This is a genomic window from Polaromonas sp. P1_F2, assembly GCF_056405735.1.
The window spans coordinates 1-26,180 of sequence record NZ_JBFUBN010000001.1; the positions used below are offsets into that span (position 1 = coordinate 1).

The following is a 26,180-nucleotide window of genomic DNA, read 5'->3' on the forward strand; positions in this document are numbered from 1 at the left end:
GCGCCGAGGAGCGCAGGGCCAGACGGATCAGGGATCGCGTTGTTTGAGCGAAGCGAGTTTAGCGAGACCCCGTCTGGACCGAGCACCGCAGGTTGCCCGTAGCGCAGCGGAGGGACGCAGCAACCAGGGTCGCCTTTTCTTTTGCTTACTTTTCTTTTGGCGAAGCAAAAGAAAAGTGAGTTGCCGCCGGGCAACCCCCGGCCAGCAGCACTAAGCACAGAGCCTCCGGCGGGAAAGCAAAAAGAGGCCCTCATGCAAGAACCTCCTTCTTGCGCCCAAACCTCCGCCCCAACCGATCAAACCCAAGATAAATAACCGGCGTCGTAAACAGCGTGAGCATCTGGCTGACGATCAAGCCGCCAAAAATCGACAACCCCAGCGGCTGCCGCAACTCAGCCCCCTCACCAAAGCCCAGCATCAGCGGCACGGCGGCAAACAGCGCCGCCAGCGTCGTCATGAGGATGGGCCGGAATCGCAGCAGGGCCGCCTGATGGATGGCCTCTTGCGGAGACTTGCCTTCGTTGCGTTCGGCGTCGATGGCGAAGTCGATCATCATGATGGCGTTTTTCTTCACGATGCCTATCAACAAAATGATGCCGATGATGCCGATCACCCCGAGGTCTGAGCCGCTGATCATCAGCGCGAGCAGGGCGCCGACGCCGGCGGAGGGCAGGGTGGAGAGGATGGTCAGCGGGTGGATGTAGCTTTCGTACAGCACGCCCAGCACGATGTAGACGCAGATCACGGCGGCGAGGATCAGCCACAGCTGGTTGGACAGCGAGGCCTGGTAGGCGCCGGCTGCGCCCAGGAAGTTCAGGGTCACGCTGCCGGGCAGGGCGATGTCTTTGGCGGCCTGGCGGATTTCATCGACGGCGCGGCCCAGCGACATGCCGGGCGCAGTGTCGAAGCCCAGCGTCGTGGCCGGGTACTGGGCAACGCGGGTTATCTGCAGCGGCGCGGGCTGCTCGCGGATGCTGGCGATGGCCGAGAGCGGCGTGGTGCTGCCCGAGCCGGTTTTCAGCTGCAGCGCGCCCAGCGACGCCGGCGTGGCCAGCGGGTCGGGCATGGCTTCGAGGATCACGCGGTACTGGTTGGTCTCGGTGAAGATGGTGGAGACGATGCGCTGGCCGAAGGCGCTGTAGAGCGCGTCGTCGATCGAGGACGTGGTGACCGACAGCCGGGAGGCGGTGTCGCGGTCGACGTTGATGTAGGCCGATGCGCCGCTGGAGCCGGCGTCGGAGGCGACGTTGCGCACGCCGGGCAGCTGCCGCATGCGCTCGGCGAGCTTGTTGGCCCAGAGCACCACGGTGGCGTTGTCCGAACCTTCGAGCGAGACGCGGAACTGCGTGGGGCCGGTTTCGGCGTCGATGGTCAAGTCTTGCGTCGGCTGCAGGTAGAGCGTCACGCCGGCGACCTTGCCGACGCGCTCCTTGAGCCTGTCCATGGTCTCCTGTTGGCTGCCGCTGCGGCTGGACTTGAGGTTGATCAGCATACGGCCGGTGTGCAGCATGGTGTTGTTGGCCGCGTCCACACCGATGAAGGAGCTCAGCGTTTCGACGTCCGGGTCTTCGAGGATGGCCTTGGCGGCCGCCTGCTGCAGGCCGGCCATGCGGGCGTAGGAGACCGACTGAGCGGTTTCGATGCGGGCCTGCAGTTGGCCGGTGTCCTGCGTCGGGAACAGGCCCTTGGGGATCAGCACGTACAGCAGCACCGTGAGCAGCAGCGTGGCCAGCGCCACCAGCAGCGTGAGGCCCTGGCGCTTGAGCACCCAGGTCAGCCAGCGGTCGTAGTGGTGGATGACCTTGTCGAAAAAGCGCTGCATGGACTGGCCGAAGCGGCCGCCTTCGACTTCGCCTTCGGGGTGGCGCGTGAGCCAGCGCGCCGACATCATGGGTACCAGCGTGAGCGACACCACGGCGGAGATCAGGATGGTGATGGCCAGCGTGACGGCGAACTCGCGGAACAGCCGGCCCACCACGTCGCCCATGAAGAGCAGCGGGATCAGCACGGCGATCAGCGACACCGTCAGCGAGATGATGGTGAAGCCTATCTGCGTCGCGCCCTTGAGGGCGGCGGCCATGGGCGCCTCGCCTTCCTCGATGTAGCGCGAGATGTTTTCAATCATCACGATGGCGTCGTCGACCACGAAGCCGGTGGCAATCGTCAGCGCCATCAGGCTCAGGTTGTTCAGGCTGTAGCCCAGCAGGTACATCGCGCCGCAGGTGCCGATCAGCGAGATCGGCACGGCCAGGCTGGCGATGACGGTGGCGCGCAGGCTGTGCAAAAACGCAAAAATCACCAGCACCACCAGCAGCACGGCCAGCACCAGTTCGATCTCGACGTGCAGCACCGAGGCGCGTATGCCGGTGGTGCGGTCGCTCAGCACGTCGACCTTGAGCGCGGTGGGCAGGCCGGCCTGCAACTCGGGCAGGCGCGCCTTGATGGCGTCGACCGTGGCGATCACGTTGGCGCCGGGCTGGCGCTGCACGTTGAGGATGATGGCGGGCTTCAAGCCCGACCAGGCACCGAGCTTGATGTTCTCGGCGCTGTCGACGACCTGGGCGACGTCGGAGACGCGGATGGCCGCGCCGTTGCGGTAGGCAATGATGAGGCGCTGGTAGTCGGCTGCTGCCACCAGCTGGTCGTTGGAGTTGATCGAATAGGAGCGCGTGGGGCCGTCAATGCTGCCCTTGGCGCCGTTGGCGTTGGCGGCGGTGATGGCGGTGCGCAGCGAGTCCAGGCCCAGGCCGTAGGAGGCGAGGGCGCGCGTGTCGGCCTGTATGCGCACGGCGGGGCGCTGCCCGCCGCTCAGCGACACCAGTCCCACGCCGTTGACCTGGCTGATCTTGAGCGCCAGGCGCGTGTTGACGATGTTCTGTACTTCGGTGAGCGGCAGCGTGTCGGAGGTGATGGCCAGCGTCAGCACGGGCGCGTCGGCCGGGTTGACCTTGGCATACACCGGCGGCGCGGGCAGGTCGGCGGGCAGCAGCGAGCCGCCGGCATTGATGGCGGCCTGCACTTCCTGCTCGGCGACGTCCAGCGTGATGCCCAGGCCGAACTGCAGCGTGACGATGGAGACGCCGGCCGCGCTGGTGGAGCTCAGGCGCTGCAGGCCGGACATCTGGCCGAACTGGCGCTCCAGCGGCGCGGTGACGGTCTGGGCCATGACCTCGGGGCTGGCGCCGGGATACAGCGTCTGCACCTGGATGGTCGGGTAGTCGACCTGGGGCAGGGCCGACAGCGGCAGGAACTTGAAACCCACCAGCCCGGCCAGCACGATGGCCACCATCAGCAAAGAGGTGGCGACCGGGCGCAGAATAAAGGGACGTGAGGGACTCATAAGATTACCTTCGTGCTGCGCACTGCGGTGCTATTCACCTTGGGGGCGGCCCGGCGGCTCATGCTTGGCAATCCTGGCGACGAGAGGCCGTCATTGCGCCGGCCGTTCGCCGCCCTGGCGTTTCTCCCTCATGCTGCGCCAGCGCTCCAGTGCGGCGGGGTCTCCGGCGTCCAGGGCCGCGAGGAAGCGCTGGCGGCGCTCCAGGGCCGCCGGGTCGTCCTTGACCTGGTCCAGCATGCGCTTGCGCTGTTCGGCGGTGGGGCCTTCGCTGGCGGTTGCTGTAGCCGCTGCCGGGGCTGAGGCGCCTGACGCGGGTGTGGAAGCTGCCGGTGCGGAAGACCCCGCGCCCGGCGCGGAGGCCGCGCCGCGTTGCCGCTTGCCGCCGCCGGGGCCGCGCGCGCCGCCGGCGGGCGCATCGCCAGGCAATACGATGGACGCGCCGTCCTTCAGCCGGTCGGCGCCTTCGGTGATGACTCGCTCGCCGGCTTCCAGGCCGGAGGCGATCACGACCTTGTCGACAGTGGCCTGGCCGCGCTTGACGGGGCGCAGCGACACCGTGCGTTCCTTTTCGTTCACCACATAGACATAGTCGCCGCTGCTGCCCATGCGCAGGGCCGTCACCGGCACCACGATGGCGTTGTCTATGGTGCGCACCTGCAGGCGCACGTTGACGAACTGGCTGGGGTAAAGGTTGAGCTGGCTGTTGTTGAAGCGGGCCTTGGCCTTCACGGTGCCGGTGGTGATGTCGACCTGGTTGTCCAGCGAGGCAAAGCTGCCGGTGTCCAGCGTGACGGCGCGCGTCCTGTCGAGCGCGGTGACCTGCATGGCGACGCCTTTGGCGGCGTTCTGCTGCAGTTCGCCGACCTGGTCCTGCGGGATCGCGAAGACCACGTCGATGGGCGTGATCTGGGTGATCAGGGCGATGCCGTTGGCGTCGCCGTTGCTCACCACATTGCCGATGTCCACGGTGCGCAAACCGACGCGGCCGCTCACCGGCGCGACCACGCGGGTGTAGCCGAGGTTGAGGCGGGCCGCGCCTTCGTTGGCCTTGTCGACAACGACCGTGCCTTCGAGCTGCTTGACCAGCGCGGCCTGGGTGTCGACCTCCTGGCGGGCGATGGAGTCCTGTTCCAGCAGGGTCTTGAAGCGCTGCAGTTGCACGCGCGCGCTGTCGAGCTGGGCTTCGTCGCGCTGGCGCTGGCCGCTGGCCTGCATCAGCGCCATTTCAAACTGGCGCGGGTCTATGGTGGCCAGCAGCTCGCCGGCCTTGACCATCTGGCCTTCCTTGAAGAGGACTTTTTCCATCACGCCCGTAACCTGCGGCCTGACCCTGACGGTGGCCTGCGGGGTGACGGTGCCCAGGGCGTCCAGGACGATGGGGATGCTGGCCCGCTCGGCGGTGGCCACGCCGACCGTGGTGGCCGGCGCCCCGCGCCTGCCGCCCATAAAACCGCCGGCGGCGGCGTCGGCGGAGGGGTGGGTGAGGTGCCAGGCCAGCCAGCCTATGCCGGCGAGGGCGACAAGGGCAATGATGCTGCCGATGATGGACGCGCGGCGGCTGATGCGTTTGCGGGCTGGGGTTTCGGCGCCGGGCTGCGGCGTTTCGGCTTTCGGGTCCATCGGCTGTCCTTGGGTGCCCGCCGCGCCCACCAGGAGAGGTGGAGGCGGCATTTTTTTGTGTTGGGTGCGGGTCTTGGCCGCTGTTGGTGCCAAGCCCTGGGGGCCTGTTCAAACAGCGCTCAGGAATTATCACTGCAAGCCCGTGGGCGCAGGTATACGGCCCGAAAGAGGCCGGTAAACGTACGGTAAAGCGGCGCCCGGCCTACACCGCGGCGGGCGTTACGCCGGGGCGGTTTTGCGGGCTACTGTTTTGATAGCGCCGCGACTTCGGCGTGGCGCGGGATGCCGTCGATAGCGCCGTGCCGCGTTACGGAGAGCGCCGCCGCCGCGTTGGCCCATTGCATGGCGATGGGCAGGGCCTCGCCGCGTGCCAGCGCGGCCGCGAGCGCGCCGGTGAAGGTGTCGCCCGCGCCTATGGTGTCGCGCACGGTCATGGGGCGGCCCGGTATCGAATGCGGCGCTTGCCCCGCCTGGTAGAGGCGGCAGCCGGCCGCGCCCAGCGTGACCAGCACGGCACGGGCGCCGCGGCTTAGCAGGCGCGCGGCGGCCTGGTCGGCCGAGCCGGCATGCGCCTCGCCGGCCAGCAAATAGAGTTCGCTCTCGTTGGGCGTCAGCACGTCCACCAGCGCGAGCAGCTCGTCGCTGAGCGGGCGCGCGGGCGCGGGATTGAGCAGGGTCAGGGCGCCGGCCGCGCGGGCCAGGCGAAAGGCTTGCAGCGTGGCCTCAGCCGGCACTTCGCAGGAGGCCATCACGACACGGCAGCCGGCGAGCAGCGCGGCCGCGGCCTGCGCGTGGCGCGCGCCCAGGCCGGTGCCGGCGCCGGGGTAGACGGCGATGCTGTTGTCGCCGTCCTCATAGACCAGGATTTGCGCGACGCCGCTGCGCTCGCCGGCGACCTGCTCGACATATTGGGTGTTGATGCCCTCGGCCTGCCAGAGTTCCATGCCCATGCGGCCGAAGTCGTCGTCGCCGATGCGGGCGATCAGCGTCACGCGCGCACCCTGGCGCGCGGCGGCCACCGCGGCATTGCTGCCTTTGCCGCCCGGGCTGATGCTGAAGGCGGAGGCCATCAGCGTCTCGCCACGGGCAACCGGCCGCGCCACCTTGGAGATCAGGTCGGCGTTCCAGCTCGCGACGCAGACGACATCGGCGGCTTCCTCGGCCTTGGCTGTCATTTATTTGGCTCCGTAGCCCATTGTCTGAGGCAACCACAAAACAATTTGCGGAAAGCAGGTCATGGCCAGCAAGAGCAGCAGCAACATGACCAGGAAGGGCCAGCCTTCCTTCATCATCTCGCCGATGGGAATGCCGGTGAGAGCCTTGGTCACGAACAGCAGCATGCCGAAGGGCGGGTGGATCAGCCCGATCATCATGTTGAGCACCACCAGCACGCCGAAGTGCACCAGGTCCACGCCCAGCAGCTTGGCCGCGGGCAGCAGCATGGGCACAAAGACCAGCAGCAGCACCGAGACGTCGAGGAAGCAGCCCAGCACCAGGAACATCACGTTCACCATCAGCAGGAAGCCGATCTGCGAGAAATGCATGCTGTCGACCCACAGGGCCATGGACTGCGGCACGCCTTCGGCGGTGAAGGCGTAGTTGAGCATGAAGGAGCCGGCCAGGATCATGGTGATCACGGCGCTGGCGCGTGTGGATTCCATCACCACGCCCCAGAAGCTGCGCCAGGTGAGGGCCCGGAACACCAGGGCCGCGAGGATGAGCGCGTGCAGGGCGGCCACGGCGGCGGCCTCGGTCGGGGTGAAGATGCCCGAATAAATGCCGCCCAGCAGCACGATGGGCATGGACAGCGGCAGGGCGCCGCGGAAGATCAGGCCGGCCCACTCGGAGCGCGGCACGGGTTCGTCGCGCGGCATGTTGCGTTTCTTGGCGATGATGGCGACCACGCCCATCATGAGCCCGGCCATCAGGAAGCCCGGCACCACGCCGCCCAGGAACAGCGCGCCCACCGAGGCGCCGGAAACCAGCGCGTAGATCACCATCGGAATCGAGGGCGGGATGATGGGCCCCAGCGTGGCGCTGGCCACCACCACGGCGCCGGCAAAGCCGCGTGTGTATTCGGGCTTCTTGAGCATCTGGCGAATCGTGACCAGGCCGGGGCCGGCCGCGTCGGCGATGGCGCTGCCGCTCATGCCCGAGAAGATCACGCTGACCAGGATGTCGACCTGCGCCAGCCCGCCGCGCATACGGCCCACCAGGATGCGGCAGAAGTCGAAAATGCGCTCGCTGACCGTGCCCGCGTTCATGATGTTGGCGGCGAACACAAACAGCGGCACGGCCAGCAGAACATAGCTGTTGTAGAGGCCGTTGCCGATCTGCTCGGCCACCAGGCCCACGTCCTGGCCCTTGACCACGAGGTAGCCTATGCCGGCCGCGATCATCGAAAAACCGATGGGCATGCGCAGCAGCATGCCGCCCGCCAGCACCCCAACCAATACCCAGATACTGTGTGTCATATGCGCAATTCCGCCTCAAGACCCTTGCCGCGGATCGCGTTCCAGATCGCCCAGGCCGAGCGCAGCGCCAGGGCGGCGAGCAGCAGCACAAAAGGCATGAAAACCCACTGGAAGGACACGCCCAGCACGGGCGTTCCCTCGCGGGCCATGAAATGCACGTAGTCCCAGCAGCCCGGGATGCCCCAGGCCGCCAGGCCGCCGACCAGCAGGTTGCCGACGATGGCCATGGCCTGGCGAGCGCGGTAGGGCACGCTGTTCCAGACCAGGTCGAACACCACGTGTTCGCGCTCAGGCACGACCACGGCGGCGGCCCACAGGATGACCCAGACATAGAGGATCACCGCGGCTTCATCGGTCCAGGCCAGAGGCTTGCTGAAGAAAAAACGCGCCGTGATCTGGATCACGAAGACGATGAACAGGGTCAGGAAGAGTCCGCCGCCAATCACATTGGCGGCTTTCTGGGGCCAGCTTTTCATGGGCGTTGTCGTGGTGCTTGCCGCGAGGCTTATTTCGTCGCGTTGATGCGCTCAAGCAGGCCCTTGGGCCAGACCTTGGCGTAATCGGAGTTCAGGTAGGTCGCCTGCACGGTTTTGCGGAAAGCGTCCACGTCGGGTGTGGTGACCTGCAGGCCTTCCTTCTTGAAGAAATCGACCAACTGGCCTTCTTCCTTGATGCGGTTTTCGTTGTTATAGGCGGCCGCGGCATGCGCTGCGGCCGTGACCTTGGTCTTTTGCGCCGGGCTCATGGCGTTCCAGGCCTTGTTGGAGATCGCGATGAAGATGCCGTCCACCAGGTGGCTGGTCATGACGATCTGTTTGGTCACCTCGTAGAACTTGGCGGCGCGCACCGAAGGCAGGGGGTTGTCCTGGCCGTCGATGGTGCCGGTCTTCAGGCCCAGGTAGACCTCGCCGAAAGCCAGCGGCGTGGGCGTGGCACCCAGCGCTTCACCGAGGAACAGCCACTCCTTGGAGCCGGGCATGCGCAGCTTCACGCCCTTGAGGTCGGCCGGCACCTTGACGTTGCGGGCCTCGCGAAGGTTGACCTGGCGTGTGCCGAGGTAGACGGTGGACAGCGGCGTGACGTCCATCTTCTCCGCCACAGTCTTGAACATCTCGGTGCCTATGGGGCCGGAAAACACCTTTTGCTGGTGGTCGGGGTCGCGCACGATGTAGCCGGCGGTGAAGATTGAAAATTCGGGCACCAGCTTGGCGATGTCGAAGGCCGAGATGGAGGAGAGTTCGAGGTTGCCGCGCGCCATGGCGGCGGGCTCGGTGCCCTGCTTGAACAGCGAGGCGTTCAGGTTGATCTGCACGTCGAATTCGCCGGGCGCGCTTTTTTCAAGATTGTCCTTGAAGACCGTCCACATCTTGGCATGCCAGTCGTCGGGCACCGCGGGCGTCGAAACGCGCAGCACCATCTTGTTCTGGGCCTGGGCGGCGGGCAGCAGCGCGCCCATCAGCAAGGTGGCGGAGGCGGCGGCCAGCAGGCTGCGGCGAAGGGTGGACGAGAGGGAAGTCTTCATGGTTGTCTCCATTTTTTAGTCAATCGTATGGGGGTTTCAGGCCCCGGGTCGGCATTCAGCGCTTATCCGGCACTTAGCGGCGCTCATTCGGATTTTGTATCAATCCCGAAAGCGGTGACTTTTTTCTCCAGCGCCTGGTATTCGGGGCCGGTCAGGGCCACCAGCGGCGCGCGCACGCGCAGCCAGGCGGGATCGCCGCTCAGCGTGGCCATGATGCCTTTGAGCGCAGGCATCGCCGAATAGCCGTTTATCAGGTCCATGAGCTTGCTCACGCGTTCGCGTTCGGCGGGCGTCGCCGGCGCTTCGGGCTCAGTCACCAGGCGTTTGACGAGGCGCGGAATGAAGTTGCCGAGGCCGCTGATGGCGCCGGTGCTGCCGCGCCTGCCCATCTCGGGCAGGTCGAGTTCAAAACCGACGTAGACCGTCATGTCTTTCATGAAGGCATTGGCCAGGCCCACCGAGTGCTCGGTGCTGCAGGCGCTGTCCTTGATGCCGACGATGGTGTCGGGGTACTGCTTCTTGAGCGTGGCGATCACATGGTGCGACAGCGCAACGCCGGTGACCTGGGGGATGTGGTACAGGTAGAGCTTGAAGGGCGTGCCGGCCATGCCGTCGATGACGTAGCGGTAGCTGTCAATGATGCCTTGGTCCGACACGCCCTTGAAGAAAAACGGCGGCAGCATCAGGCAGCCGTGCACGCCGGCTTTCACGGCGTGACGCGTGAGATCCAGCGTTTCGGGCAGGGCGGCGCAGCTGGTGGAGACCATGATCTGCGCGGCGGGGATGCCGTTCTTGATCAACTGGTCGATGGCCTCTTTGCGTTCGGCCAACGAGAAGGACGGGCCTTCGCCCGTCGTGCCGAAGGCCGTCACGCCGGGGCAGCCGCTGGCGATCAGCGACTTGCAGTGGGCGGCGAACTTGGCGTGGTCTATGTCCAGGCCGGCCGTGAGCGGCGTCAGCAGGGCGGGCCAGATACCGCGAAACGATTTTTCGGCGGCGGGAAAGGAACTCGTCATTCAGGGATCTCCAGAGACCACGGTATTTCGGACCGCGGCAGGCCGAGCACGCGGCGATGCGCGCTCTCGATGTGATGGCCCAGGCGGTCGACCACGGCTTGTGCGTCGCGCCGCTTGAGGGCATCGATGAACCAGAGGTGCTCTTCCATCGCGGGAATCAGCACCTCCGGGGAAAGGGAAGAGGCTTCGAGCTTGATCAGGCGCACCCGAAGGCTGTTGATGCGGTAGACCTCGGAGATCAGCTCGTTGCCCAGCGTGTCGATCATGAGGTCGTGCAGGCCCCAGTCCACCGTGGTGGCATCTTCGAGCAGTGCGTCGTCGATGGCTTTTTTGCGCGCGCGCCTCACGATGTTCAGGTGGGCCTGCTCGATGGCGGCCAGGTCGGTGTCGGACACAGTGGTGACGAAGCGGCTGGCGGCTTCGCGCTCCAGCAGGCCGCGCAAATGGAAAGCGTTGTTGATCAGCTTGAGGTCCACGTGGGCCACTTGCAGGCCGCGCTGCGGCACGGTCTTGACCAGGCCTTCGGCCTCCAGCCGCGGGATCAGTTCGCGCACCGCGCCCAGCGGCATGCCCAGCAGCTGCATCAGCTCGCGCTGCGAGACAAATTGCCCGGGGCGGATGTTGGCGTCGACGATCTGCCGCTGGAAGCTGGCATAGGCCTGCGCGCGCAGGCTGACGGGAGCGGAAGGGGAGGCCGTGCTCACGGGCTTCAGGCGTGGTCGCAGGAGATGACGCCCTTGCGCAGCAGGATGTTGCCGTACTTGCGCTGCTCGCCGGTCTGCAGGATCAGGAAGGCCCCCTGCGCGTGTTCATAAAACGCGAAACGCTCCAGCGACACCGCGGGGCGCTCGCCGGCCTGGTGCAGCACGGTGGCGAATTCGGCGACCGGCGCGGGAACGGCGGATGCGTCGCCCACCACCTGCATGGTCCAGGCGGCATCGGGCACAAAATCGTCGAGCGGCAGCAGCCGCAGCACCGCGGCCAGCGCCTGCGGCGCGGTTGCGCCCGCCAGCTGCACCAGCCGGGCGCCGCTTTTGCGGGCCACCTGGGCGGCCGGGAAGTTAGCATCCACAATGGCCACGTCATCGCCATGGCCCATGCTGGCCAAGGCGTGCAGGGCATCGGGCGTGAGCAGGGACGGGATGTTTTTAAGCATGGAAGGCGGAAGTAGTGGTAGCCGGGAAACCTCGGTTTTTGCAAAACATCGGGATTTCCCGCTGTTGATGACTGACATGTTAGTCGTAACATGGCTAAACTTTTATCAGGACTAACCCTGAAAGAACAAAAATATGACGACGACCGTGGACATGGCCCCTGTTTTTGCCGCCTGTGAAGAAAGCGGCCTGCGGCTGGGCCTGGGCGGCGCACCCCTGGGCAACCTGTTTGCCGCCGTCAGCGACGCCGAGGCCCGGGCGCTGGTGGATGCCGCCTGGGCCGACGGCTGCCGGACCTTTGACACCGCCCCGCATTACGGCCACGGCCTGTCGGAGCGGCGCCTGGGCGACGCGCTGCGCGGCCACCCGCGGAACAGCTATGTGCTGTCGAGCAAGGTCGGCCGGCTGCTGCGGCCCGATGCGAACGCGGCGCGCGCCCAGCACGGCTATGTGGACATCCTGCCCTTCAACCAGGCCTGGGATTTCAGCGCGGCCGGCACCCGCCGCAGCGTGGAGGACAGCCTGCAGCGCCTGGGCCTGCCGCGGCTGGACGTGGTCTATGTGCATGACCCGGATGTGGCCACGCACGGCGAGCGCGCGCCCGCCGTGCTGCGGCAGTTGCTCGATGAAACCCTGCCCGCGCTGCGCGAGATGAAACACGAAGGGCTGATACGCGCCATCGGCCTGGGCACCAACGACGTGGACGTGGTGCTGCAGGTGCTGCGCGAAGCCGGGCTGGACGTGCTGATGCTGGCCGGGCGCTACAGCCTGCTGGACCACAGCGCGCTGCCCGCGCTGCTGCCGCAGTGCGCGGCGCGCGGCGTGCGCGTCGCGCTGGGCGGCGTGTTCAATTCGGGCATTCTGGCGACCGGTGCGCGCGGCGGCACGGCCAGCTTCAACTATGCGCCGGCCGCCCGCGAGTGGCTGGAGCGCACGGCCCGCATCGAGTCGGTCTGCGCGGCGCACGGCGTGCCGCTGCGCGCGGCGGCGCTGCAGTTTCCGCTGGCCCACCAGGCCGTTGACATCGTGATGCTGGGCGCGCGCAAGGTCGCCGAATGGGCCGACGCGGTGGCGATGATGCAGCACATAATTCCAGCGGCCTTCTGGGCGGATTTGCGCGCCCAGGGCCTTTTGCCAGCGGATGCCCCCACACCATGATGAAAATTGACGCGCACTTTCACTGCTGGGAACTCGCGCGCGGCGACTACGGCTGGCTCACGCCGGCCCTGGCGCCCATCTACCGCGACGTGGCCGTGGCCGACTGGCAGGCGCAGTCGCGGCCGCACGGCGTGCGCGGCGGTGTGCTGGTGCAGGCCGCGCCCACCGAGGCGGAAACGCAGTTCCTGCTGGCCCAGGCCGATGCCAACCCGGCCGTGCTGGGCGTGGTCGGCTGGGTGGATTTCCTGGCGCCCGACGCGCCGGCCCGCATAGAGGCGCTGGCGCGGCACCCGCGCCTGAAGGGCTTGCGGCCCATGCTGCAGGACATCGCCGATCCCGAATGGATATTGCAGCCCGCAGCCGCCCCGGCCCTGCGCGCCATGGCCGGCTGCGGCCTGGTGTTTGATGCGCTGGTGAAGTCCGCGCACCTGCCGCACATCCTGACCCTGGCCGGCCGCCACCCCGAACTGCGCATGGTGATAGACCACGGCGCCAAGCCCGACATCGCGGCGGGCGAGTGGCAGCCCTGGGCCGACGCCCTCGCGCGCATCGCCACGGAGACCCAGGCCATGTGCAAGCTCTCCGGCCTGCTGACCGAAGCCGGCCCAGGCCCGGCGCCGGGCGAGGTACGGCGCTGGTGCGAGCATGTGCTGCAAAGCTTTGGCACCGATCGTGTCGTCTGGGGCAGCGACTGGCCGGTGCTGGAACTGGCCGCTCCCTACGCGCTGTGGTGGATCACCTCGCGGCAGTTGCTGGAGGGGCTGGACGAGCCGGCCCAGGCGGCGGTGATGGGCGGCAATGCAGCAAGGCTTTACGGGCTTCACCTGCCCTAGGGCCTGTTAACGCCATTTATGCAAGATGCGTTGCGAGTCAAAAAGGCCTTGAGCAAGGCGCAAAACGCAGGCGGGGTAGACCCCGTCAAGGCTTTGCAACGCCGCGCAAGGCCTTTTTGATCGCAACCCGGAGGGAATGGGGTGAAAACGGCGCCACTCGGCGTTGCGCTCCTAGCGCAGACACCCGGTCTGCGCGTCGTCGCGCGCCTTGATTGGCGCCGTTTTCACCCCATTCGCATTTGCATAAATGGCGTTAACAGGCCCTGGCGAGCCGATGTTCCTAAAATCGCCTGATGACTGAACCTATTTCTGTTTCTCCTTCCCTGAATGTCTGCCGCGCCGACTACGCGAACCCGGTTCACGCGCGCGCCTTGGTGCAACTGCTGGACAGCTACGCGCAAGACCCGGCCGGCGGCGGCAAGCCGCTCAGCGACTTCGCCAAAACCCATCTCGTCAAGGAACTCGCCGCGCGGCCGCAGGCCTTCAGCGTGCTCGCCTTCGACGGCGACAAAGCCGTGGGCCTGGTCAACTGCATCGAAGGCTTTTCGACCTTCGCCTGCCGCCCGCTGGTCAATATCCACGACGTGGCCGTGTTGCCCGGCCATCGCGGCCAGCGCATAGGTGAAAAAATGCTGGCGCTGGTGGCCGAGATCTCGCGCGAGCGCGGCGCCTGCAAACTGACGCTGGAAGTGCTGCAGGGCAATGTGGGTGCGGTCAAGCTGTACGAGCGCGTGGGTTTTGCCGGCTACCAGCTGGACCCGGCGATGGGGCAGGCGCGGTTTTTTCAGAAGTGGCTGGACTGAAGCCTGGCCGAAGCAGGGTCGTACAGCAGCATCAAGGCCGCAAACGCCACCAGCCCCAACGCCGCTGAAAACCACAGCGCGCCCGCGCCGAAAGAATCAATCGCGAGGCCGAACAGCCAGGGCGCCGTCGCTTGCGCAAAACGCGCCGGCACCATCAACAGGCCCTGGCGCGCGCCGTAGTCGCGCACACCGAACAGCACCAGCGGCAGCGTGCCCTTGGCAATCGTCAGCACGCCGTTGCCGGCGCCGTGCAGCAAGGTGAAGACCGCCCCGGCCGGCACGCCGAAAAACAGGAAGGCCATGGCGCCCAGCGTGTGCAGGCTGCCGGCCACGCGCGCCGAGACCAGCGGGTGGATGTTGCGCAGCAGGCCGTATTCGAGCAGCCGGCCGGCCACTTGGGCGGGGCCGACCAGGCCGGCGAACACCAGCGCGGTGGCCAGCGGCACGCCGTGGGCCTGCAGCAGGCGCGGCAAATGCGAGGCCATGGCGGTGCTGATAAACCAGGTCACGGCGAACACCAGCGCAAGCAGCACGGCGGTGCGGGTGGCGCTGTGTGATGAGGTCGGGGCAGCCGCTTCGGGTTGAGCTGTATCCGTAGGGGTTTCGGCGGGAGCCGGCGCCACAGGCGAAGTTGGCAAGCGCCAGTTGAGCGGCAGGCCCAGCAGCAAATGCAGCGCCGCCCAGGCCAGGCAGGTGGCGCGCCAGCCCCATTCAAGCTCCAGCCAGGCCGACAGCGGCCAGCCCACGGTGCTGGCAAAACCGGCGAACAAGGTGATGCCGGTGATGGCGCCGCGTGCATCCTTGCCGTACAGGTGCACCAGCGCGGCAAAGCCCGCTTCATAGAGACCGGCGGCCATGGCCACGCCCAGGATCACCCAGCCGGCGAACAAGCCCACCGGCCCCTGCGCCAATGCCAGCACGACGAGGCCGGCGGCAAACACCAGGCTGTTGGCGGCCAGCACCGGCCGGCCGCCATGCCGGTCAATGGCCTTGCCCGCGGCCGGCCCGAGCAGCGCCGACACCACTAGCGCGGCCGAAAAGGCGGCAAACACCGTGGGTGTGCTGACGCCCAGGTCGCGCGCCATGGGCACGGCGAGGATGGCGGGCAGGTAGTAGCTGGAAGCCCAGGCCAGTGTCTGGGCGATGCCCAGCTGGACGATGGTGGCGGTGCGGCTTGAAACGGTCACGGTCGCAAGCGTAGCAAAGCTTTAGCCCTTGTCGCTCGCGGCCTGCGCCCCGCCCAGCGCGCGGTGCAGCGCCAGGCCCGCCAGCGCGCCCACGGCTTGCGCCGCCACAAAACCCGCCGCACTGGCCGGCGCGATGCCGGCAAAGCTGTCCGACAGCATGCGGCCCAGCACGGCCGCCGGGTTGGCAAACGAGGTGCTGGCGGTGAACCAGTAGGCCGCGCCTATGTAGCAGGCGACCATGGCCGGCGCCCTGGCCGCGGGAGCGCGCAGCACGACGAGGATCAGCCCGGCGGTCGCGACGGCCTCGGCCAGCCACTGGCCGCTGCCGCTGCGTATCTTGTGGCTGAACTGCAGCAGGCTCATGTCGAATATCGCATGGGCCAGCCAGGCGCCGGCCACCGCGCCCAGCAACTGGCTGGCGATGAAAAGCAGGGTTCTTCGCGTGCGCTTGCCGGAGGCCTTGGTTTGAGACCCGAGAACCAGGGTCACCAGCGGATTGAAGTGCGCGCCGCTGACCGGGCCCAGCAGTTCGATCAGGACATACAGCGCGAACACCGTGGCCAGCGTGTTGGCCAGCAGGGCCACACCCATATTGCCGGCCGAAAGGCGCTCGGCCATGATGCCCGAGCCTATAACGGCGCAGAGCAGGGCGGCTGTGCCCACGAACTCCGCGAGCGCCTGGCGCGCCAGCGGTGGCACGCCAGGGCTTGCGTCGCGGCTGGTCGTGGCGGGGTTCAACAGCACGCCGGAGCCGCGCGCGATGCCTTGCCGTCCGCCGCGGCGCAGCAGGCCGAGGCGTTTGCGGGCTTCGCCTCGCTGAACACCGGGATGCTGCCCAGCGTGTGGAACTGTTCCCAGGCGATGCCTTGCGGGTCTGTGAGCCAGTATTTGTCGCTGCGGGCGTAGCAGCAGCTGGTGGGGCCTTCGTCCAGCAAGGTCATGTCGGCGCGGGTCGCATTGGCCTTCAGGGCTTCCAGTTCTTCGGCCTGGTCGACCTGTATGCCCAAGTGGTCCACGCCGGGCGCGTCACCGCGCGTGGAAATGGCGAAGTTAACCGGCGGGTCGCTCAGCATCCATTTGGCGTAGTCGGCTTCGGTGCGCGCGGGCTGCTGGTCGAACATGGCCGAATAAAAGGCGATGTTCTTTTCGAGGTCTTTGACATGGACGTGGACATGGAAGCGTTTCATGGGGCTCTCCTGGGGTGGTGGTGAGGGGGGATTAGCAGGTGGCGCAACCGGCCTTGGGATCGACTTCGCAGGCGCCGCCTTCGCAGCAGTGCTCGGTCAGATAACCCAGCAGGGCGTTCATCTGGCCGAAGTTGGCGCGGTAGATCAGGTTGCGGCCACGCGCTTCGCTACCGGCCAGGCCTGCATTGGAGAGTTCCTTGAGGTGGAAAGACAGCGCACTGGGCGCGATGCCCAGTTGTTCGGCGATGGCGCCCGGTGTCAGTCCCTCGGGGCCGGCGACCACCAGGGCGCGAAAAGCGCGCAGGCGCTGGGCCTGGGCCAGGGCGGCCAGTGCCTTGACGGCGGCGCCTTCATCGAGGGTGGTGGCTAGGGGGGCTTGTATTGAGGATTCCATAATTCAAATATAATTGAATTATTGAATTGATGCAACTACGCCCTTCAAATCGCCTTCACCAGGAGCTAAAACGCATGCCATCCGCCCCTAAGATCACCATCTATCACAACCCCCAATGCGGCACCTCGCGCAATGTGCTGGCGCTGATTCGCAACGCCGGCATGGAGCCGGAGATCATTGAGTACCTGAAGACCCCGCCCACGCGCGAAACGCTGCGAGAGCTGATTGCGCAGATGGGCGTACCGATCCGTGATGTGGTCCGGCAAAAAGAGGCGATCTACCAGGAACTCGGCCTGGACGGGCAGGGCGATGACGCACTGCTGGATGCCATGCTGGCCCACCCCGTCTTGATCAACCGGCCCATCGTGGTGACGCCGCTGGCCACACGCCTGTGCCGTCCTTCGGAAGCCGTGCTCGACATCCTGCCGCTGCCGCAGCGCGGCGCCTTCAGCAAGGAAGACGGCGAGCAGGTCATCAATGAGCGCGGAGAGCGCATCACGCGGGCTTAGTCCCGCCCGGCATTGCCCTGACCAGGCGCGCGGACCCCGCGCGCTGTTGTTCCCCTTACGGATTTCCCTTCCGTTTCCTTCCCGGCCTGTGGCTTTCCAGCTACTTCTCCAGGCCTGCCGCGGCGTGTCACACAACTGCCATTGAACTGACACGAACGCGTCACCCCCCGCTCCCAGAATCTCGTCATGACCAGCATGACTGAGCACCCGATGGGACTCCACTCACAGACACATGATAGGCAGGACGCCGTCGCGGCCCGCGGCCTGGGCGCCGGCATCCAGGATTTGAACAAGCAGTGCCTGCGCATCCTGCGCTGCACGGCCCAGGCCCTGGCCAACAGTCCCGGCGGCCTGCGCTTCAAGGCCGGCACCCGGCCCTGGCTGGAAGGTCTGTCGAACGCGCGGCCGGCGCTGATGGCCGGGCTGGGGCGGCGCGGCAAGGCGGTTTCGCTGGCCGCTGCTGATTGAGTGTCGAAGCCCCTTGATGGGGCTTTTTTACAGGCGGAAAAAACCGCGGGTCCGAGTGAGTAAGTGAGTAAGTGAGTTAGTGAGTGAGCTTGCTGAGCTGGTCAAAACCGAAGTTGTCGAGACACAGGAAACAAGGAGTTAGCCATGAAAGAACTGCCCAATCCCACCTTTGCATTGTCGCCAGTCGCAATGCCACGGGGGTCACTTCATCAAAGCGGTCATGCTGTCGGTCCAGCCGCTGTTCAAAGGGCTCCCGTGGGGAAAATCTCGGTCGGCTGGGCCCGGCACCAGGACGAGGTCCGGCAGGCGCAACGCCTGAGGTACCAGGTCTTCGCGCTCGAGATGGGCGCCACGCTGTCCAAGACGCTGCCCGGCCACGACGTGGACCTGTTTGACGACTACTGCGAACACCTGCTGGTGCGCGACGCCGACAGCCAGGAAGTCATAGGCACCTATCGCGTGCTCACGCCGACCCAGGCCAAGCGCGTGGGCAGCACCTACAGCGACACCGAATTCGACCTGACGCGGCTGCGCGCGCTGCGCGAGCGCATGGTCGAGCTGGGCCGCAGCTGCGTGCACGCCGATCACCGCCACGGCGGCGTCATCCTGGCGCTGTGGGGCGCGCTGGCCGAATTCATGTCGCGCAACCAGCTCGACACCATGATCGGCTGCGCCAGCATCCCGATGCAGCACAACGGCGTGTCCAACGGCCACGCGGCCGCCAGCATCTGGCGCCAGGTGCGCGAGACGCACTTGGCCGCCATCGAATACCGCGTCACGCCGCGCCTGGCCCTGCCGGTGGAAAAACTCGACGACACGCTCGACGTGGAGCCGCCCGCGCTGATCAAGGGGTATCTGCGCCTGGGCGCCAAGGTGCTGGGCGCGCCGGCCTGGGACCCTGATTTCAACTCGGCCGACCTGCCCATGATGATGCGCATCGCGGACCTGCCGCCGCGCTACCTCAAGCATTTCTCCGGCAAACCGGTGCCGGGCAACGCCACGGAGGCCTGATGCGAAGCATGTTTGACGCCATGGGGGCGCTGGGCAACGGGTTCGGCGGGGGCGGTGACGACCACGACGATGACGATTCGCTGCGCAAGCGCTACCGCACCATCTTCATCTCCGACATCCACCTGGGCACGCCCGGTTGCCAGGCGGCGGCCCTGCTGGATTTCCTGAAGGCCCACCCCAGCGACAACCTCTACCTGGTGGGCGACATCGTGGACGGCTGGCAGTTGCGCCGCCGCTGGTACTGGCCGCAGTCGCACAACGACGTGGTGCAAAAGCTGTTGCGCCGCGCCCGCAAGGGCTGCCGCATCATCTACGTGCCCGGCAACCACGATGAGTTTGCGCGTGAATTTATCGGCAACCAGTTCGGCGGCATCGAGGTCATCGATGAGGCCGTGCACACCACCGCCGATGGCCGCCAGTTGTGGATCATCCACGGCGACTACTTCGATGCGGTGGTGCAGTGCGCCAAGTGGCTCGCCTACGTGGGCGACAACCTCTATGAATTCACGCTCAAACTCAACCGCCACCTGAACAGCCTGCGCGCCCGCATGGGGCTGCCTTACTGGTCGCTGTCGGCCTACCTGAAACAAAAGGTCAAGAGCGCGCTCAACTACGTCACCGACTTCGAGGTGGCGGTCGCCAACGAGGCGCGCCGGCGCGGCCACCAGGGCGTGGTCTGCGGCCACATCCACCGTGCCGAAATGCGCGACATCAACGGCGTGCTGTACTGCAACGACGGCGACTGGGTGGAAAGCCGCACCGCGCTGGTCGAAAACTTCGACGGCACGCTGGAGCTGGTGCACTGGGCGCCGGCCCACGAGACTCAGGGCCGCGGCCACGCAGCTTCCACGGTGGTCGCATGAGGATCGCTCTCGTCACCGATGCCTGGCAGCCGCAGGTCAATGGCGTCGTCACCACGCTGGTGGAACTGGTGCGCGAACTCGCGGAGCTGGGCCACCAGGTGGAGGTGATACACCCCAACCTTTTCAAGACACGGCCTTGCCCAGGGTATGCCGGCATAGACTTGGCGGTGCGCCCCAAGCGGGGGCTGACCGAAAAGCTCGACGCCTTCCAGCCCGAAGCCATCCATATCGCGACCGAAGGCCCGCTGGGCTGGGCGGCGCGCGGCTATTGCCTCAAGCGCGGCCTGCGTTTCACCACGGCCTTCCACACCAAATTCCCCGAAATCCTGCATGCGGCGCTCAAAATCCCGCTGTCCTGGGGTTATGCGCTGTTCCGCCATTTCCACAGGCCTTCATCGGGCGTGATGGTGCCCACCCAGGGCGTGCTGCGCATGCTGGAAGAACGCGGCTTCAAGAACCTGCGCGGCTGGACGCACGGCGTGGACACGGAGCTCTTCGGCTTCGAGCCGCAGCCGCGCCTGCACCCGCCCATGGGCACGCTGCTGCGCCCGGTGTCGCTGTTTGTGGGCCGGGTGTCCTACGAAAAAAACATCGAGTCCTTCCTCAAGCTGGACATCCCGGGCACCAAGGTGGTGTGCGGCGTCGGCCCGCTCGAAGAGTCGCTCAAGCAGCGCTATCCCCAGGTCCGCTGGATGGGTGTGCTGGCCCGCGACGAGCTGGCCAAGGTCTATGCCGCGGCCGACGTCTTTGTATTCCCCAGCCGTTCGGAAACCTTTGGCCTGGTGATGCTGGAAGCCATGGCCGCCGGCACGCCGGTGGCGGCTTATCCGGTCGACGGCCCGCTGGAAGTGCTGGGAAAAACCGACGGAAGCTGTCACGGCGGTGTCATGAACGAAGATTTGCAACAGGCTTGTTACGGTGCGCTGGCCGTACCGCGCCACGAGGCGCGCCAGCGCGCATTGGACTTCAGTTGGGGCCATGCGGCGCAATTGTTCGAGTCTTTCCTCGTATCTGCGGGCAGAAACAGCGCCCAGCTCAACCCCGACACCAGCAAGGGCAGTACTTGCCAGCCTTTTCAGGCCGGTGCACCATCAGTCAAAAGTACTGTCACGCCACTGTCATGAAAGAAGTCAACACTGTGACTTACGTTTAATGACATGTAACCACCTTGTTGATGCCCACTTCTCCCGCCTCGGTGGCCGCTGCCGCGCCAAGCGTCCAGTTCCTGGACCGCGACCACAGCATTCTTGCCTTCAATGAGCGGGTGCTGGACTGGGCCAAGCGCCCCGACGTGCCGCTGCTGGAGCGGCTGCGGTTTTTGTGCATTGTGTCGTCCAACCTGGACGAGTTTTTTGAAGTCCGCACCGCGCCCCATCTGACTGCGGCCCAGGCCGGTGAGCAAAAAGCGCCTTATTCGGTGCAGTCTTTCAAGGCCTTGTCGGCCGCCGCGCACGACATGGTGGCGCGCCAGTACTCCCTCTACAACGACGACCTGCTGCCGGCCTTTGAGCGCCAGGGCATACGAGTGGTCTCGCACGGCGAGCGCAACCCGGCCCAGCGGCGCTGGGTGAAGGAGTATTTCGAGCGGGAAGTGCGGCCGCTGCTGATCCCGGTCGGGCTGGACCCGTCGCATCCCTTCCCGCAGGTGGCCAACAAGTCGCTCAACTTCATCGTGCGGCTGGGCGGCCACGACGCTTTCGGCCGCGAGAACGACATCGCCATCGTCAAGGTGCCGCGGGTGTTGCCGCGGCTGATCCACATGCCGACGCGCGGCCACCACAAGGAGGACCGGCTGTTCGTGTCGCTCTCCAGCGTGATACGCGCGCACCTGGCCGAGCTGTTTCCCGGCCGCGAGGTCGGGCAGTTTTCGCAGTTCCGCGTCACCCGCCATTCCGACCTGGCGGTGGACGAGGACGACGTCAAAAACCTGCGCACCGCCCTGCGCCAGGGTCTGGAGCAGCGCCACTACGGCCAGGCCGTGCGCCTCGAAGTATCAGCGGGCTGCTCGGAATACCTGGCCAACTTCCTGCTGAAGCAGTTCAACCTGCCGACGCTGTCGTTGTATCGCGTGCACGGCCCGGTGAACCTGGTGCGGCTGACGCAGCTGGTGGACCTGGTCAACGACCCCAAGCTGCTGTTCCCCAGCTACCGCCCCTGCTACCCGACGCAGCTGCAGCCCGGCCAGTCCTTTTTCGAGCGGCTCAAGCAGGGCGACGTGTCCATCCACCAGCCCTTCGAGAGCTTTGAGGGTGTGCTTGCCTTCCTGCGCGAGGCCGTCAACGACCCGCAGGTGCTGGCGATCAAACAGACGATTTACCGCACCGGCGCCGATTCGGAACTCATGGTGCTGCTGCGTGAAGCCGTGCGGCGCGGCAAGGAAGTGACCGTGGTGGTAGAACTCAAGGCGCGCTTTGACGAAGAGGCCAACATCAACTGGGCGGAGATGCTGGAGTCGATAGGCGCGCAGGTGGTCTACGGCGTGGTGGGCCTGAAGACCCACGCCAAGATGCTGCTGGTGACGCGCCGCGAAGGCAAGCACCTGGTGCGCTATGCCCATTTGTCGACCGGCAATTACAACCCGCGCACGGCGCGCCTCTACACCGACCTGAGCTACCTGACGGCCGACCCGCTGACGACTGCGGACATCGACAACGTCTTTGTGCACCTGGCCAGCCAGAGCCGGCTGCCCAAGCTGCACCACCTGCTGCTGGCTCCGTTCCAGCTGCACCACAAGCTGATCGCAAAAATCGACGTGCTCGGCGAAGCCGCTTTGCAGGGCAAGGACACGCGCCTGGTCGCCAAGATGAACGCGCTGACCGACGAGGACCTGATGCTGGCGCTGGTGAGGGCAGGGCAGCGCGGCGTGAAGATAGACCTGATCGTGCGCGGCGCCTGCATGCTGCCGGCGCAGGTCCCGGGCGTGACAGACAACATCCGCGTGCGCTCCATCATCGGCCGCTTTCTCGAACATTCGCGCGTCTTCTACTTCCGCTGCGCGGAGGAGGAAACGCTGCTGCTCTCCAGCGCCGACTGGATGAACCGCAACATGCTGCGCCGGGTGGAGCTGGCCTGGCCGGTGACCGACCCGGTGCTGCGACGGCGCATCATCGACGAATGCCTGGTGGCCTACCTGCACGACGGGCGCGACGCCTGGGACCTGCAGCCCGACGGCAGCTACCTGCGCGTGAGCCCGCAGGGCGACCTGCCGCGCCACGGGGCGCAGGCGGCCCTGATGGCCCGCTACACCGCCCCCCAACACCAGGACAAATGACATGGACCTCATCTTGTGGCGTCATGCGGAAGCGGAAGACTGGCCAGAAGGTGACCCACAAGGCGGCAGCGACCTGGAGCGCTCGCTCACGGCCCGCGGCGAGAAACAGGCGGCCCGCATGGCCAACTGGCTGGACCGCCAGCTGCCCGAAGGCGCGCGCATCTTCGTGAGCCCGGCGCGCCGCTGCGAGCAGACCGCATTGGCGCTGGGCCGCAAATACAAGATCAGGAACGAACTGGCGCCCGATGCCACGGCCGCGCAGCTGCTGGAACTGGTGCAGTGGCCCCTGGCCAAGTCGCCCATCCTGGTGGTGGGCCACCAGCCCATCCTCGGCGAAACCATCGCGCAACTGCTGGGCCTGCAGGCCAGCGATTGCCCCGTCAAGAAGGGCGCGCTCTGGTGGCTGCGCAGCCGCGACCGCGAAGGCCACAACCAGACCGTGGTGGTGACTGTGCAGTCGCCGGAAGTGCTCTGAGCCGGCGCGGAGCCGGCGCGGAGCCGGCATCGCGACGAAAGCATCTCCCCGACGCTCGCTCTTGTCTCGCGGATGCACCGTGTGGCCGTTGCGACCATGCCGGTAGAAAAAAACGACCTGGTATGGCCAAATTCTCTTGATGCCAAGGCTATAGTGCAGGCACCGAGCCCGCTCCCCGGCCTGGTCCAGCAAGCGGAAACCTGACAGCGCCGCTTAAGTCAAACGTTAAGGAGCATTCCTCAATGTTGATCGTCACGCCTCGTATTCCACTGTTCGCTGTAGCCGCCGCGCTCTTTTGGAATGCGGCCCACGCGCAGGCTGACTGCGAAGCCGCGTGGCAGGAGGCGAAGTCACTGCCACACTCTGCATCCGTTGCGCGCCTTGAGCAGTCGCGACAGAACTGCCTTCGGGATACGACCTATCTGTCTCGCCTGGGCAGAAAGTACTTTGAGTCGGGTGACGTAGAGAAGGCGCGCACAATTACTACCGCCGGGCTCCAAATCGATCCACGTCACGAAGGCCTGCTGTTCGGCCTGGGTGACATCCACCTTCGACAGTCTCGGCTGGGGGACGCCAAAGCAGTCGCAACGCGCCTCATTGAGTTTCATCCGAACTCCCACGGCGGGCCCTATCTTATGCAGAGGGTCTTGATGGATTCGAGGCAATTTTCGGAGGCCATCAAGTACGGCGACCTGGCGATTTCCAAATCAAACGGGCAGATAGTTGTGCTCTACCTGAACAATGCCGTCGCTGCCTACCATGCCGCGCAAGATGCACTTTGCGTTCAGTATGCGCAGGAGGCGATTGATCGCGATCCGGCCGTACTGCGCCAAGCTTGGGGAATGAATGAAGCGATATACGCCCTGGATAGATCAAAGCGCTTTCCGGAGGCACTCGCTCTCGCCAAGCGACGGAAGGCTGCTGACCCAAGGTGGTCGGAGGACGAGGCATTTGTGAAGATTCTCCGGGTCATGGGAGTTGTCCAATGAAGTACGCCAACGTGCCCCCTAACTTGTCAGACGCAGACCCACAACAGCGGGCTGCGGCTTCGCCGCGTGTATTGGTGATCCGGCCATCTTCACGTTAGACGCCGATGAACGACGACATTGCACAACTGCTGGCTCAAGAGGATCTTCGGTGCTGCCGTCGGTGCCGGCAGTTCTTTGGCCCGATGTATGGTTCGCTCAAGCGCGAGAGCGCCGACTCGCTGTTCTCTCCAAGATCGATTCGGGTCATGGTCGACCGCATCGCCGGGGAGGATGCCGGCACCTACTTCGAGTGCTATGAGTGCGAAAGCAAACGCCGGCGCAAGCGGGTAGTGTTCTATTCGGTCCTCGCCGCCATCGTGGCTATTGCGCTGCTATTCCGAGAGGTCAGCTCGGGCCGACTAGGAATGCCATGGTGAGTAGCGCTGAGTCGGAGGCGTTCCTCGGTAAGCGGGTCACGCCCCCCTTATCTCAAACGTCAGGTCGTAAACTCGCCCCACCATGATCGTTTCCCACCGAAAACCCCAAGTTTGCATACTCGGCAGCGCCGAGCCCGGTTCCCGCGCCTACGAGCTCGCCGGGGAGGCCGGCGAGGCCCTGGCCAAACTGGCCATCACCGTTGTGAGCGGATGCGGCAGCCCCGCAACCCGGGTTGCCGCCGAGCGTGCCATTCAGGCTAATGGCCTGGTGCTCAGCATCGTGCCTCCAGATGAGATGCCCGCGCCGGATTGGCCCGCCACGGTGGTGCTGCCCTGTGGCATGGGGGACGCCCGCAATCTGCTGATGGCCCTTGCCGGCGATGCCTGTATCGTCATCGGTGGCCGCGCCGGCACCAAATCCGAGGTTCACCTGGCCTGGCTGCACAAACGGCCGCTGCTTCCGCTGGTCGGCTGCGGCGGATGGTCTGATGAACTGCCGTCCAATCCTCCCGATGAGCGGGCGAACTCTCCGATCTTGCCGTGGAGCACCGTCGCTGAGTTGCAGGAAAATCTGCGCAGTCTTGGATTGGTCAAGGGTGGAGTTTGACTTGTCTGTCAAAGAAACGCCTTCCGCCGGGGCGCAAGTCGGCCTTACGTTGAATGCAAAGCCGCAATCCCTATGAACTGGCATCCCAAAGACATACTTTCCGCGTTGGACAAGTGCGGCGAGAGTTTCACGTTCCCCATGCTGGATAACGGCTATGTCTACCCAGCAGCAACTCGGCTCTCGCTCTATCGTTCTCCAGAAGACTGGGCCATGGTGATCGAGGTTTTCGGCTTCTCCCCAAGGGCAGGCCTTCCGGACATCCAACTCCACACATTCGCGAGTCGGCTTCGCCGTGGGAAATCATCGGAAGACTATGTAAGTTCCCAAGCCTACGAGGCCTACTTGGCGAACAACGAACACAACGAGTCAACCTTTATCTATCCGATTGAAGAGGGCGACTGGCTGGACTCAGAGAACTCGGAACTCTTGGCCGGCGGGAAAAACACGGTGCTGCTCCGAGGCAACCCGGTGGATACGCCAGCGCTCTCCCGGTACGTCGAATATGAGGTCGCTCTTCAAAATTCACCGAACGTTTCCATATTCGAGTTCTGCCGCTTCTTGGCTGCCTCGGCACGCACCAGTGTCCTCGCAGCCGCCGACGAACGCCGCGCATGCGTTCCGCCGGAGCTGGAACTCCTGATGCAGCTTGAGGAATGGAACCATCCTGATCTTGTCAACGGTGAGCGTCCGGGTACCAACGCGACATTCAAGTTATTGGCCGAAGTCCTGGTTCATGGCAATGTTTCCGCGTATCAGCCCTTGAAGAAACCGAACACGCACTGGAAGAACTGGCCCGAAGGTGGCACGCTGTGATACGCAAGGCCGCCGACCCCTCCGTTGAGGGGATGTCCACAAGCAAACTCGCTGGCTTGTGGACCCCCCT

The 26,180-nt window shown here is 65.8% G+C and carries 27 protein-coding genes; 14 read left to right on the top strand and 13 right to left on the bottom strand.

From position 1 onward, the window contains the following. Positions 1–250: 250 nt before the first annotated feature. The 9 genes from AC1D0O_RS00005 to AC1D0O_RS00045 form a co-directional block, all read right to left on the bottom strand. Entirely contained in the window at positions 251–3,340 is a 3,090-nt protein-coding gene (locus AC1D0O_RS00005) for an efflux RND transporter permease subunit (protein ID WP_477651512.1), read from the bottom strand. Between the two features lie 90 nt (positions 3,341–3,430). Beyond that, the gene (locus tag AC1D0O_RS00010) at positions 3,431–4,960 is read right to left on the bottom strand and encodes an efflux RND transporter periplasmic adaptor subunit (protein WP_477651513.1); all 1,530 of its coding nucleotides are present in this window, start codon (positions 4,958–4,960) and stop codon (positions 3,431–3,433) included. Positions 4,961–5,202: 242 nt separating this feature from the next. Then, positions 5,203–6,135 (bottom strand): ribokinase, encoded by a 933-nt coding sequence (locus tag AC1D0O_RS00015; RefSeq protein ID WP_477651514.1) that lies wholly within the window; start codon positions 6,133–6,135, stop codon positions 5,203–5,205. Then, complete coding sequence (locus tag AC1D0O_RS00020; RefSeq protein WP_477651515.1) at positions 6,136–7,434, bottom strand: TRAP transporter large permease; 1,299 nt, start codon at positions 7,432–7,434, stop codon at positions 6,136–6,138. Beyond that, entirely contained in the window at positions 7,431–7,910 is a 480-nt protein-coding gene (locus AC1D0O_RS00025; protein ID WP_477651516.1) for a TRAP transporter small permease, read from the bottom strand. The genes AC1D0O_RS00020 and AC1D0O_RS00025 overlap by 4 nt, the downstream gene beginning before the upstream one ends. A 29-nt stretch (positions 7,911–7,939) precedes the next feature. After that, entirely contained in the window at positions 7,940–8,956 is a 1,017-nt protein-coding gene (locus AC1D0O_RS00030) for a sialic acid TRAP transporter substrate-binding protein SiaP (protein ID WP_477651517.1), read from the bottom strand. Positions 8,957–9,039: 83 nt separating this feature from the next. Then, positions 9,040–9,972 carry a dihydrodipicolinate synthase family protein gene (locus tag AC1D0O_RS00035; RefSeq protein ID WP_477651518.1) on the bottom strand — a complete coding sequence of 311 codons (933 nt, stop codon included), beginning with the start codon at positions 9,970–9,972 and terminating at the stop codon, positions 9,040–9,042. Beyond that, positions 9,969–10,676, bottom strand: a complete 708-nt coding sequence (locus AC1D0O_RS00040) for a GntR family transcriptional regulator (protein WP_477651519.1) — start codon at positions 10,674–10,676, stop codon at positions 9,969–9,971. Before AC1D0O_RS00040 ends, AC1D0O_RS00035 begins: the two co-directional genes overlap by 4 nt. A 5-nt stretch (positions 10,677–10,681) precedes the next feature. After that, positions 10,682–11,128: an RbsD/FucU family protein gene (locus AC1D0O_RS00045; RefSeq protein WP_477651520.1), complete on the bottom strand. Its 447-nt coding sequence runs from the start codon at positions 11,126–11,128 to the stop codon at positions 10,682–10,684. 133 nt (positions 11,129–11,261) lie between these two features. Between AC1D0O_RS00045 and AC1D0O_RS00050 the strand changes: the two genes are divergently transcribed. From AC1D0O_RS00050 to AC1D0O_RS00060, 3 genes are all read left to right on the top strand, one after another. After that, on the top strand, positions 11,262–12,284 hold the full coding sequence (locus AC1D0O_RS00050) for an aldo/keto reductase (RefSeq protein WP_477651521.1): 1,023 nt from the start codon (positions 11,262–11,264) through the stop codon (positions 12,282–12,284). Continuing rightward, positions 12,284–13,117, top strand: coding sequence for an amidohydrolase family protein (locus tag AC1D0O_RS00055; protein WP_477652233.1), 834 nt, complete (start codon positions 12,284–12,286; stop codon positions 13,115–13,117). The genes AC1D0O_RS00050 and AC1D0O_RS00055 overlap by 1 nt, the downstream gene beginning before the upstream one ends. 293 nt (positions 13,118–13,410) lie before the next feature. Further along, on the top strand, positions 13,411–13,920 hold the full coding sequence (locus AC1D0O_RS00060; RefSeq protein ID WP_477651522.1) for a GNAT family N-acetyltransferase: 510 nt from the start codon (positions 13,411–13,413) through the stop codon (positions 13,918–13,920). Here the strand turns inward: AC1D0O_RS00060 and AC1D0O_RS00065 are convergent. From AC1D0O_RS00065 to AC1D0O_RS00080, 4 genes are read right to left on the bottom strand one after another with little or no spacing between them, the layout of a single operon-like run. Continuing rightward, the gene (locus tag AC1D0O_RS00065) at positions 13,902–15,107 is read right to left on the bottom strand and encodes an MFS transporter (protein WP_477651523.1); all 1,206 of its coding nucleotides are present in this window, start codon (positions 15,105–15,107) and stop codon (positions 13,902–13,904) included. The genes AC1D0O_RS00060 and AC1D0O_RS00065 overlap by 19 nt on opposite strands. A gap of 21 nt (positions 15,108–15,128) precedes the next feature. Beyond that, entirely contained in the window at positions 15,129–15,806 is a 678-nt protein-coding gene (locus AC1D0O_RS00070) for an aquaporin (RefSeq protein WP_477652234.1), read from the bottom strand. Between the two features lie 35 nt (positions 15,807–15,841). Then, the gene (locus AC1D0O_RS00075; RefSeq protein ID WP_477651524.1) at positions 15,842–16,294 is read right to left on the bottom strand and encodes an ArsI/CadI family heavy metal resistance metalloenzyme; all 453 of its coding nucleotides are present in this window, start codon (positions 16,292–16,294) and stop codon (positions 15,842–15,844) included. A gap of 31 nt (positions 16,295–16,325) precedes the next feature. Further along, the gene (locus AC1D0O_RS00080) at positions 16,326–16,688 is read right to left on the bottom strand and encodes an ArsR/SmtB family transcription factor (protein ID WP_477651525.1); all 363 of its coding nucleotides are present in this window, start codon (positions 16,686–16,688) and stop codon (positions 16,326–16,328) included. Between the two features lie 74 nt (positions 16,689–16,762). On the opposite strand from AC1D0O_RS00080, the gene arsC reads away from it, so the two are divergent. The 11 genes from arsC (at position 16,763) to AC1D0O_RS00135 (ending at position 26,110) form a co-directional block, all read left to right on the top strand. Then, complete coding sequence (gene arsC / locus AC1D0O_RS00085) at positions 16,763–17,197, top strand: arsenate reductase (glutaredoxin) (RefSeq protein ID WP_477651526.1); 435 nt, start codon at positions 16,763–16,765, stop codon at positions 17,195–17,197. Between the two features lie 186 nt (positions 17,198–17,383). Beyond that, the gene (locus AC1D0O_RS00090) at positions 17,384–17,665 is read left to right on the top strand and encodes a hypothetical protein (protein ID WP_477651527.1); all 282 of its coding nucleotides are present in this window, start codon (positions 17,384–17,386) and stop codon (positions 17,663–17,665) included. Positions 17,666–17,809: 144 nt separating this feature from the next. Continuing rightward, a complete protein-coding gene (locus AC1D0O_RS00095; protein WP_477651528.1) occupies positions 17,810–18,676 on the top strand; it encodes a GNAT family N-acetyltransferase in 867 nt (288 codons plus the stop codon). Continuing rightward, positions 18,676–19,539 (top strand): UDP-2,3-diacylglucosamine diphosphatase, encoded by an 864-nt coding sequence (locus AC1D0O_RS00100; protein WP_477651529.1) that lies wholly within the window; start codon positions 18,676–18,678, stop codon positions 19,537–19,539. Before AC1D0O_RS00095 ends, AC1D0O_RS00100 begins: the two co-directional genes overlap by 1 nt. Continuing rightward, positions 19,536–20,663 (top strand): glycosyltransferase family 4 protein, encoded by a 1,128-nt coding sequence (locus AC1D0O_RS00105; protein WP_477651530.1) that lies wholly within the window; start codon positions 19,536–19,538, stop codon positions 20,661–20,663. The genes AC1D0O_RS00100 and AC1D0O_RS00105 overlap by 4 nt, the downstream gene beginning before the upstream one ends. Before the next feature lie 50 nt (positions 20,664–20,713). Continuing rightward, positions 20,714–22,810: a polyphosphate kinase 1 gene (ppk1, locus tag AC1D0O_RS00110; RefSeq protein WP_477651531.1), complete on the top strand. Its 2,097-nt coding sequence runs from the start codon at positions 20,714–20,716 to the stop codon at positions 22,808–22,810. Between the two features lies 1 nt (position 22,811). After that, positions 22,812–23,285: a SixA phosphatase family protein gene (locus AC1D0O_RS00115; protein ID WP_477651532.1), complete on the top strand. Its 474-nt coding sequence runs from the start codon at positions 22,812–22,814 to the stop codon at positions 23,283–23,285. A gap of 242 nt (positions 23,286–23,527) precedes the next feature. After that, entirely contained in the window at positions 23,528–24,274 is a 747-nt protein-coding gene (locus AC1D0O_RS00120) for a tetratricopeptide repeat protein (RefSeq protein WP_477651533.1), read from the top strand. 104 nt (positions 24,275–24,378) lie between these two features. Next, complete coding sequence (locus AC1D0O_RS00125) at positions 24,379–24,690, top strand: hypothetical protein (RefSeq protein WP_477651534.1); 312 nt, start codon at positions 24,379–24,381, stop codon at positions 24,688–24,690. 82 nt (positions 24,691–24,772) lie between these two features. After that, positions 24,773–25,297, top strand: a complete 525-nt coding sequence (locus AC1D0O_RS00130; protein ID WP_477651535.1) for an SLOG cluster 4 domain-containing protein — start codon at positions 24,773–24,775, stop codon at positions 25,295–25,297. A gap of 72 nt (positions 25,298–25,369) precedes the next feature. After that, a complete protein-coding gene (locus AC1D0O_RS00135; protein WP_477651536.1) occupies positions 25,370–26,110 on the top strand; it encodes a DUF7003 family protein in 741 nt (246 codons plus the stop codon). Positions 26,111–26,180 lie beyond the last annotated feature (70 nt).

Bases quoted from the DNA above. Each gene is read 5' to 3' on its own strand.
- AC1D0O_RS00005 (WP_477651512.1), bottom strand. From the start codon at position 3,340: ATGAGTCCCTCACGTCCCTTTATTCTGCGCCCGGTCGCCACCTCTTTG.
- AC1D0O_RS00010 (WP_477651513.1), bottom strand. From the start codon at position 4,960: ATGGACCCGAAAGCCGAAACGCCGCAGCCCGGCGCCGAAACCCCAGCC.
- AC1D0O_RS00015 (WP_477651514.1), bottom strand. From the start codon at position 6,135: ATGACAGCCAAGGCCGAGGAAGCCGCCGATGTCGTCTGCGTCGCGAGC.
- AC1D0O_RS00020 (WP_477651515.1), bottom strand. From the start codon at position 7,434: ATGACACACAGTATCTGGGTATTGGTTGGGGTGCTGGCGGGCGGCATG.
- AC1D0O_RS00025 (WP_477651516.1), bottom strand. From the start codon at position 7,910: ATGAAAAGCTGGCCCCAGAAAGCCGCCAATGTGATTGGCGGCGGACTC.
- AC1D0O_RS00030 (WP_477651517.1), bottom strand. From the start codon at position 8,956: ATGAAGACTTCCCTCTCGTCCACCCTTCGCCGCAGCCTGCTGGCCGCC.
- AC1D0O_RS00035 (WP_477651518.1), bottom strand. From the start codon at position 9,972: ATGACGAGTTCCTTTCCCGCCGCCGAAAAATCGTTTCGCGGTATCTGG.
- AC1D0O_RS00045 (WP_477651520.1), bottom strand. From the start codon at position 11,128: ATGCTTAAAAACATCCCGTCCCTGCTCACGCCCGATGCCCTGCACGCC.
- AC1D0O_RS00050 (WP_477651521.1), top strand. From the start codon at position 11,262: ATGACGACGACCGTGGACATGGCCCCTGTTTTTGCCGCCTGTGAAGAA.
- AC1D0O_RS00055 (WP_477652233.1), top strand. From the start codon at position 12,284: ATGAAAATTGACGCGCACTTTCACTGCTGGGAACTCGCGCGCGGCGAC.
- AC1D0O_RS00060 (WP_477651522.1), top strand. From the start codon at position 13,411: ATGACTGAACCTATTTCTGTTTCTCCTTCCCTGAATGTCTGCCGCGCC.
- AC1D0O_RS00075 (WP_477651524.1), bottom strand. From the start codon at position 16,294: ATGAAACGCTTCCATGTCCACGTCCATGTCAAAGACCTCGAAAAGAAC.
- AC1D0O_RS00080 (WP_477651525.1), bottom strand. From the start codon at position 16,688: ATGGAATCCTCAATACAAGCCCCCCTAGCCACCACCCTCGATGAAGGC.
- arsC (WP_477651526.1), top strand. From the start codon at position 16,763: ATGCCATCCGCCCCTAAGATCACCATCTATCACAACCCCCAATGCGGC.
- AC1D0O_RS00090 (WP_477651527.1), top strand. From the start codon at position 17,384: ATGACCAGCATGACTGAGCACCCGATGGGACTCCACTCACAGACACAT.
- AC1D0O_RS00095 (WP_477651528.1), top strand. From the start codon at position 17,810: ATGAAAGAACTGCCCAATCCCACCTTTGCATTGTCGCCAGTCGCAATG.
- AC1D0O_RS00100 (WP_477651529.1), top strand. From the start codon at position 18,676: ATGCGAAGCATGTTTGACGCCATGGGGGCGCTGGGCAACGGGTTCGGC.
- AC1D0O_RS00105 (WP_477651530.1), top strand. From the start codon at position 19,536: ATGAGGATCGCTCTCGTCACCGATGCCTGGCAGCCGCAGGTCAATGGC.
- ppk1 (WP_477651531.1), top strand. From the start codon at position 20,714: ATGCCCACTTCTCCCGCCTCGGTGGCCGCTGCCGCGCCAAGCGTCCAG.
- AC1D0O_RS00115 (WP_477651532.1), top strand. From the start codon at position 22,812: ATGGACCTCATCTTGTGGCGTCATGCGGAAGCGGAAGACTGGCCAGAA.
- AC1D0O_RS00120 (WP_477651533.1), top strand. From the start codon at position 23,528: ATGTTGATCGTCACGCCTCGTATTCCACTGTTCGCTGTAGCCGCCGCG.
- AC1D0O_RS00125 (WP_477651534.1), top strand. From the start codon at position 24,379: ATGAACGACGACATTGCACAACTGCTGGCTCAAGAGGATCTTCGGTGC.
- AC1D0O_RS00130 (WP_477651535.1), top strand. From the start codon at position 24,773: ATGATCGTTTCCCACCGAAAACCCCAAGTTTGCATACTCGGCAGCGCC.
- AC1D0O_RS00135 (WP_477651536.1), top strand. From the start codon at position 25,370: ATGAACTGGCATCCCAAAGACATACTTTCCGCGTTGGACAAGTGCGGC.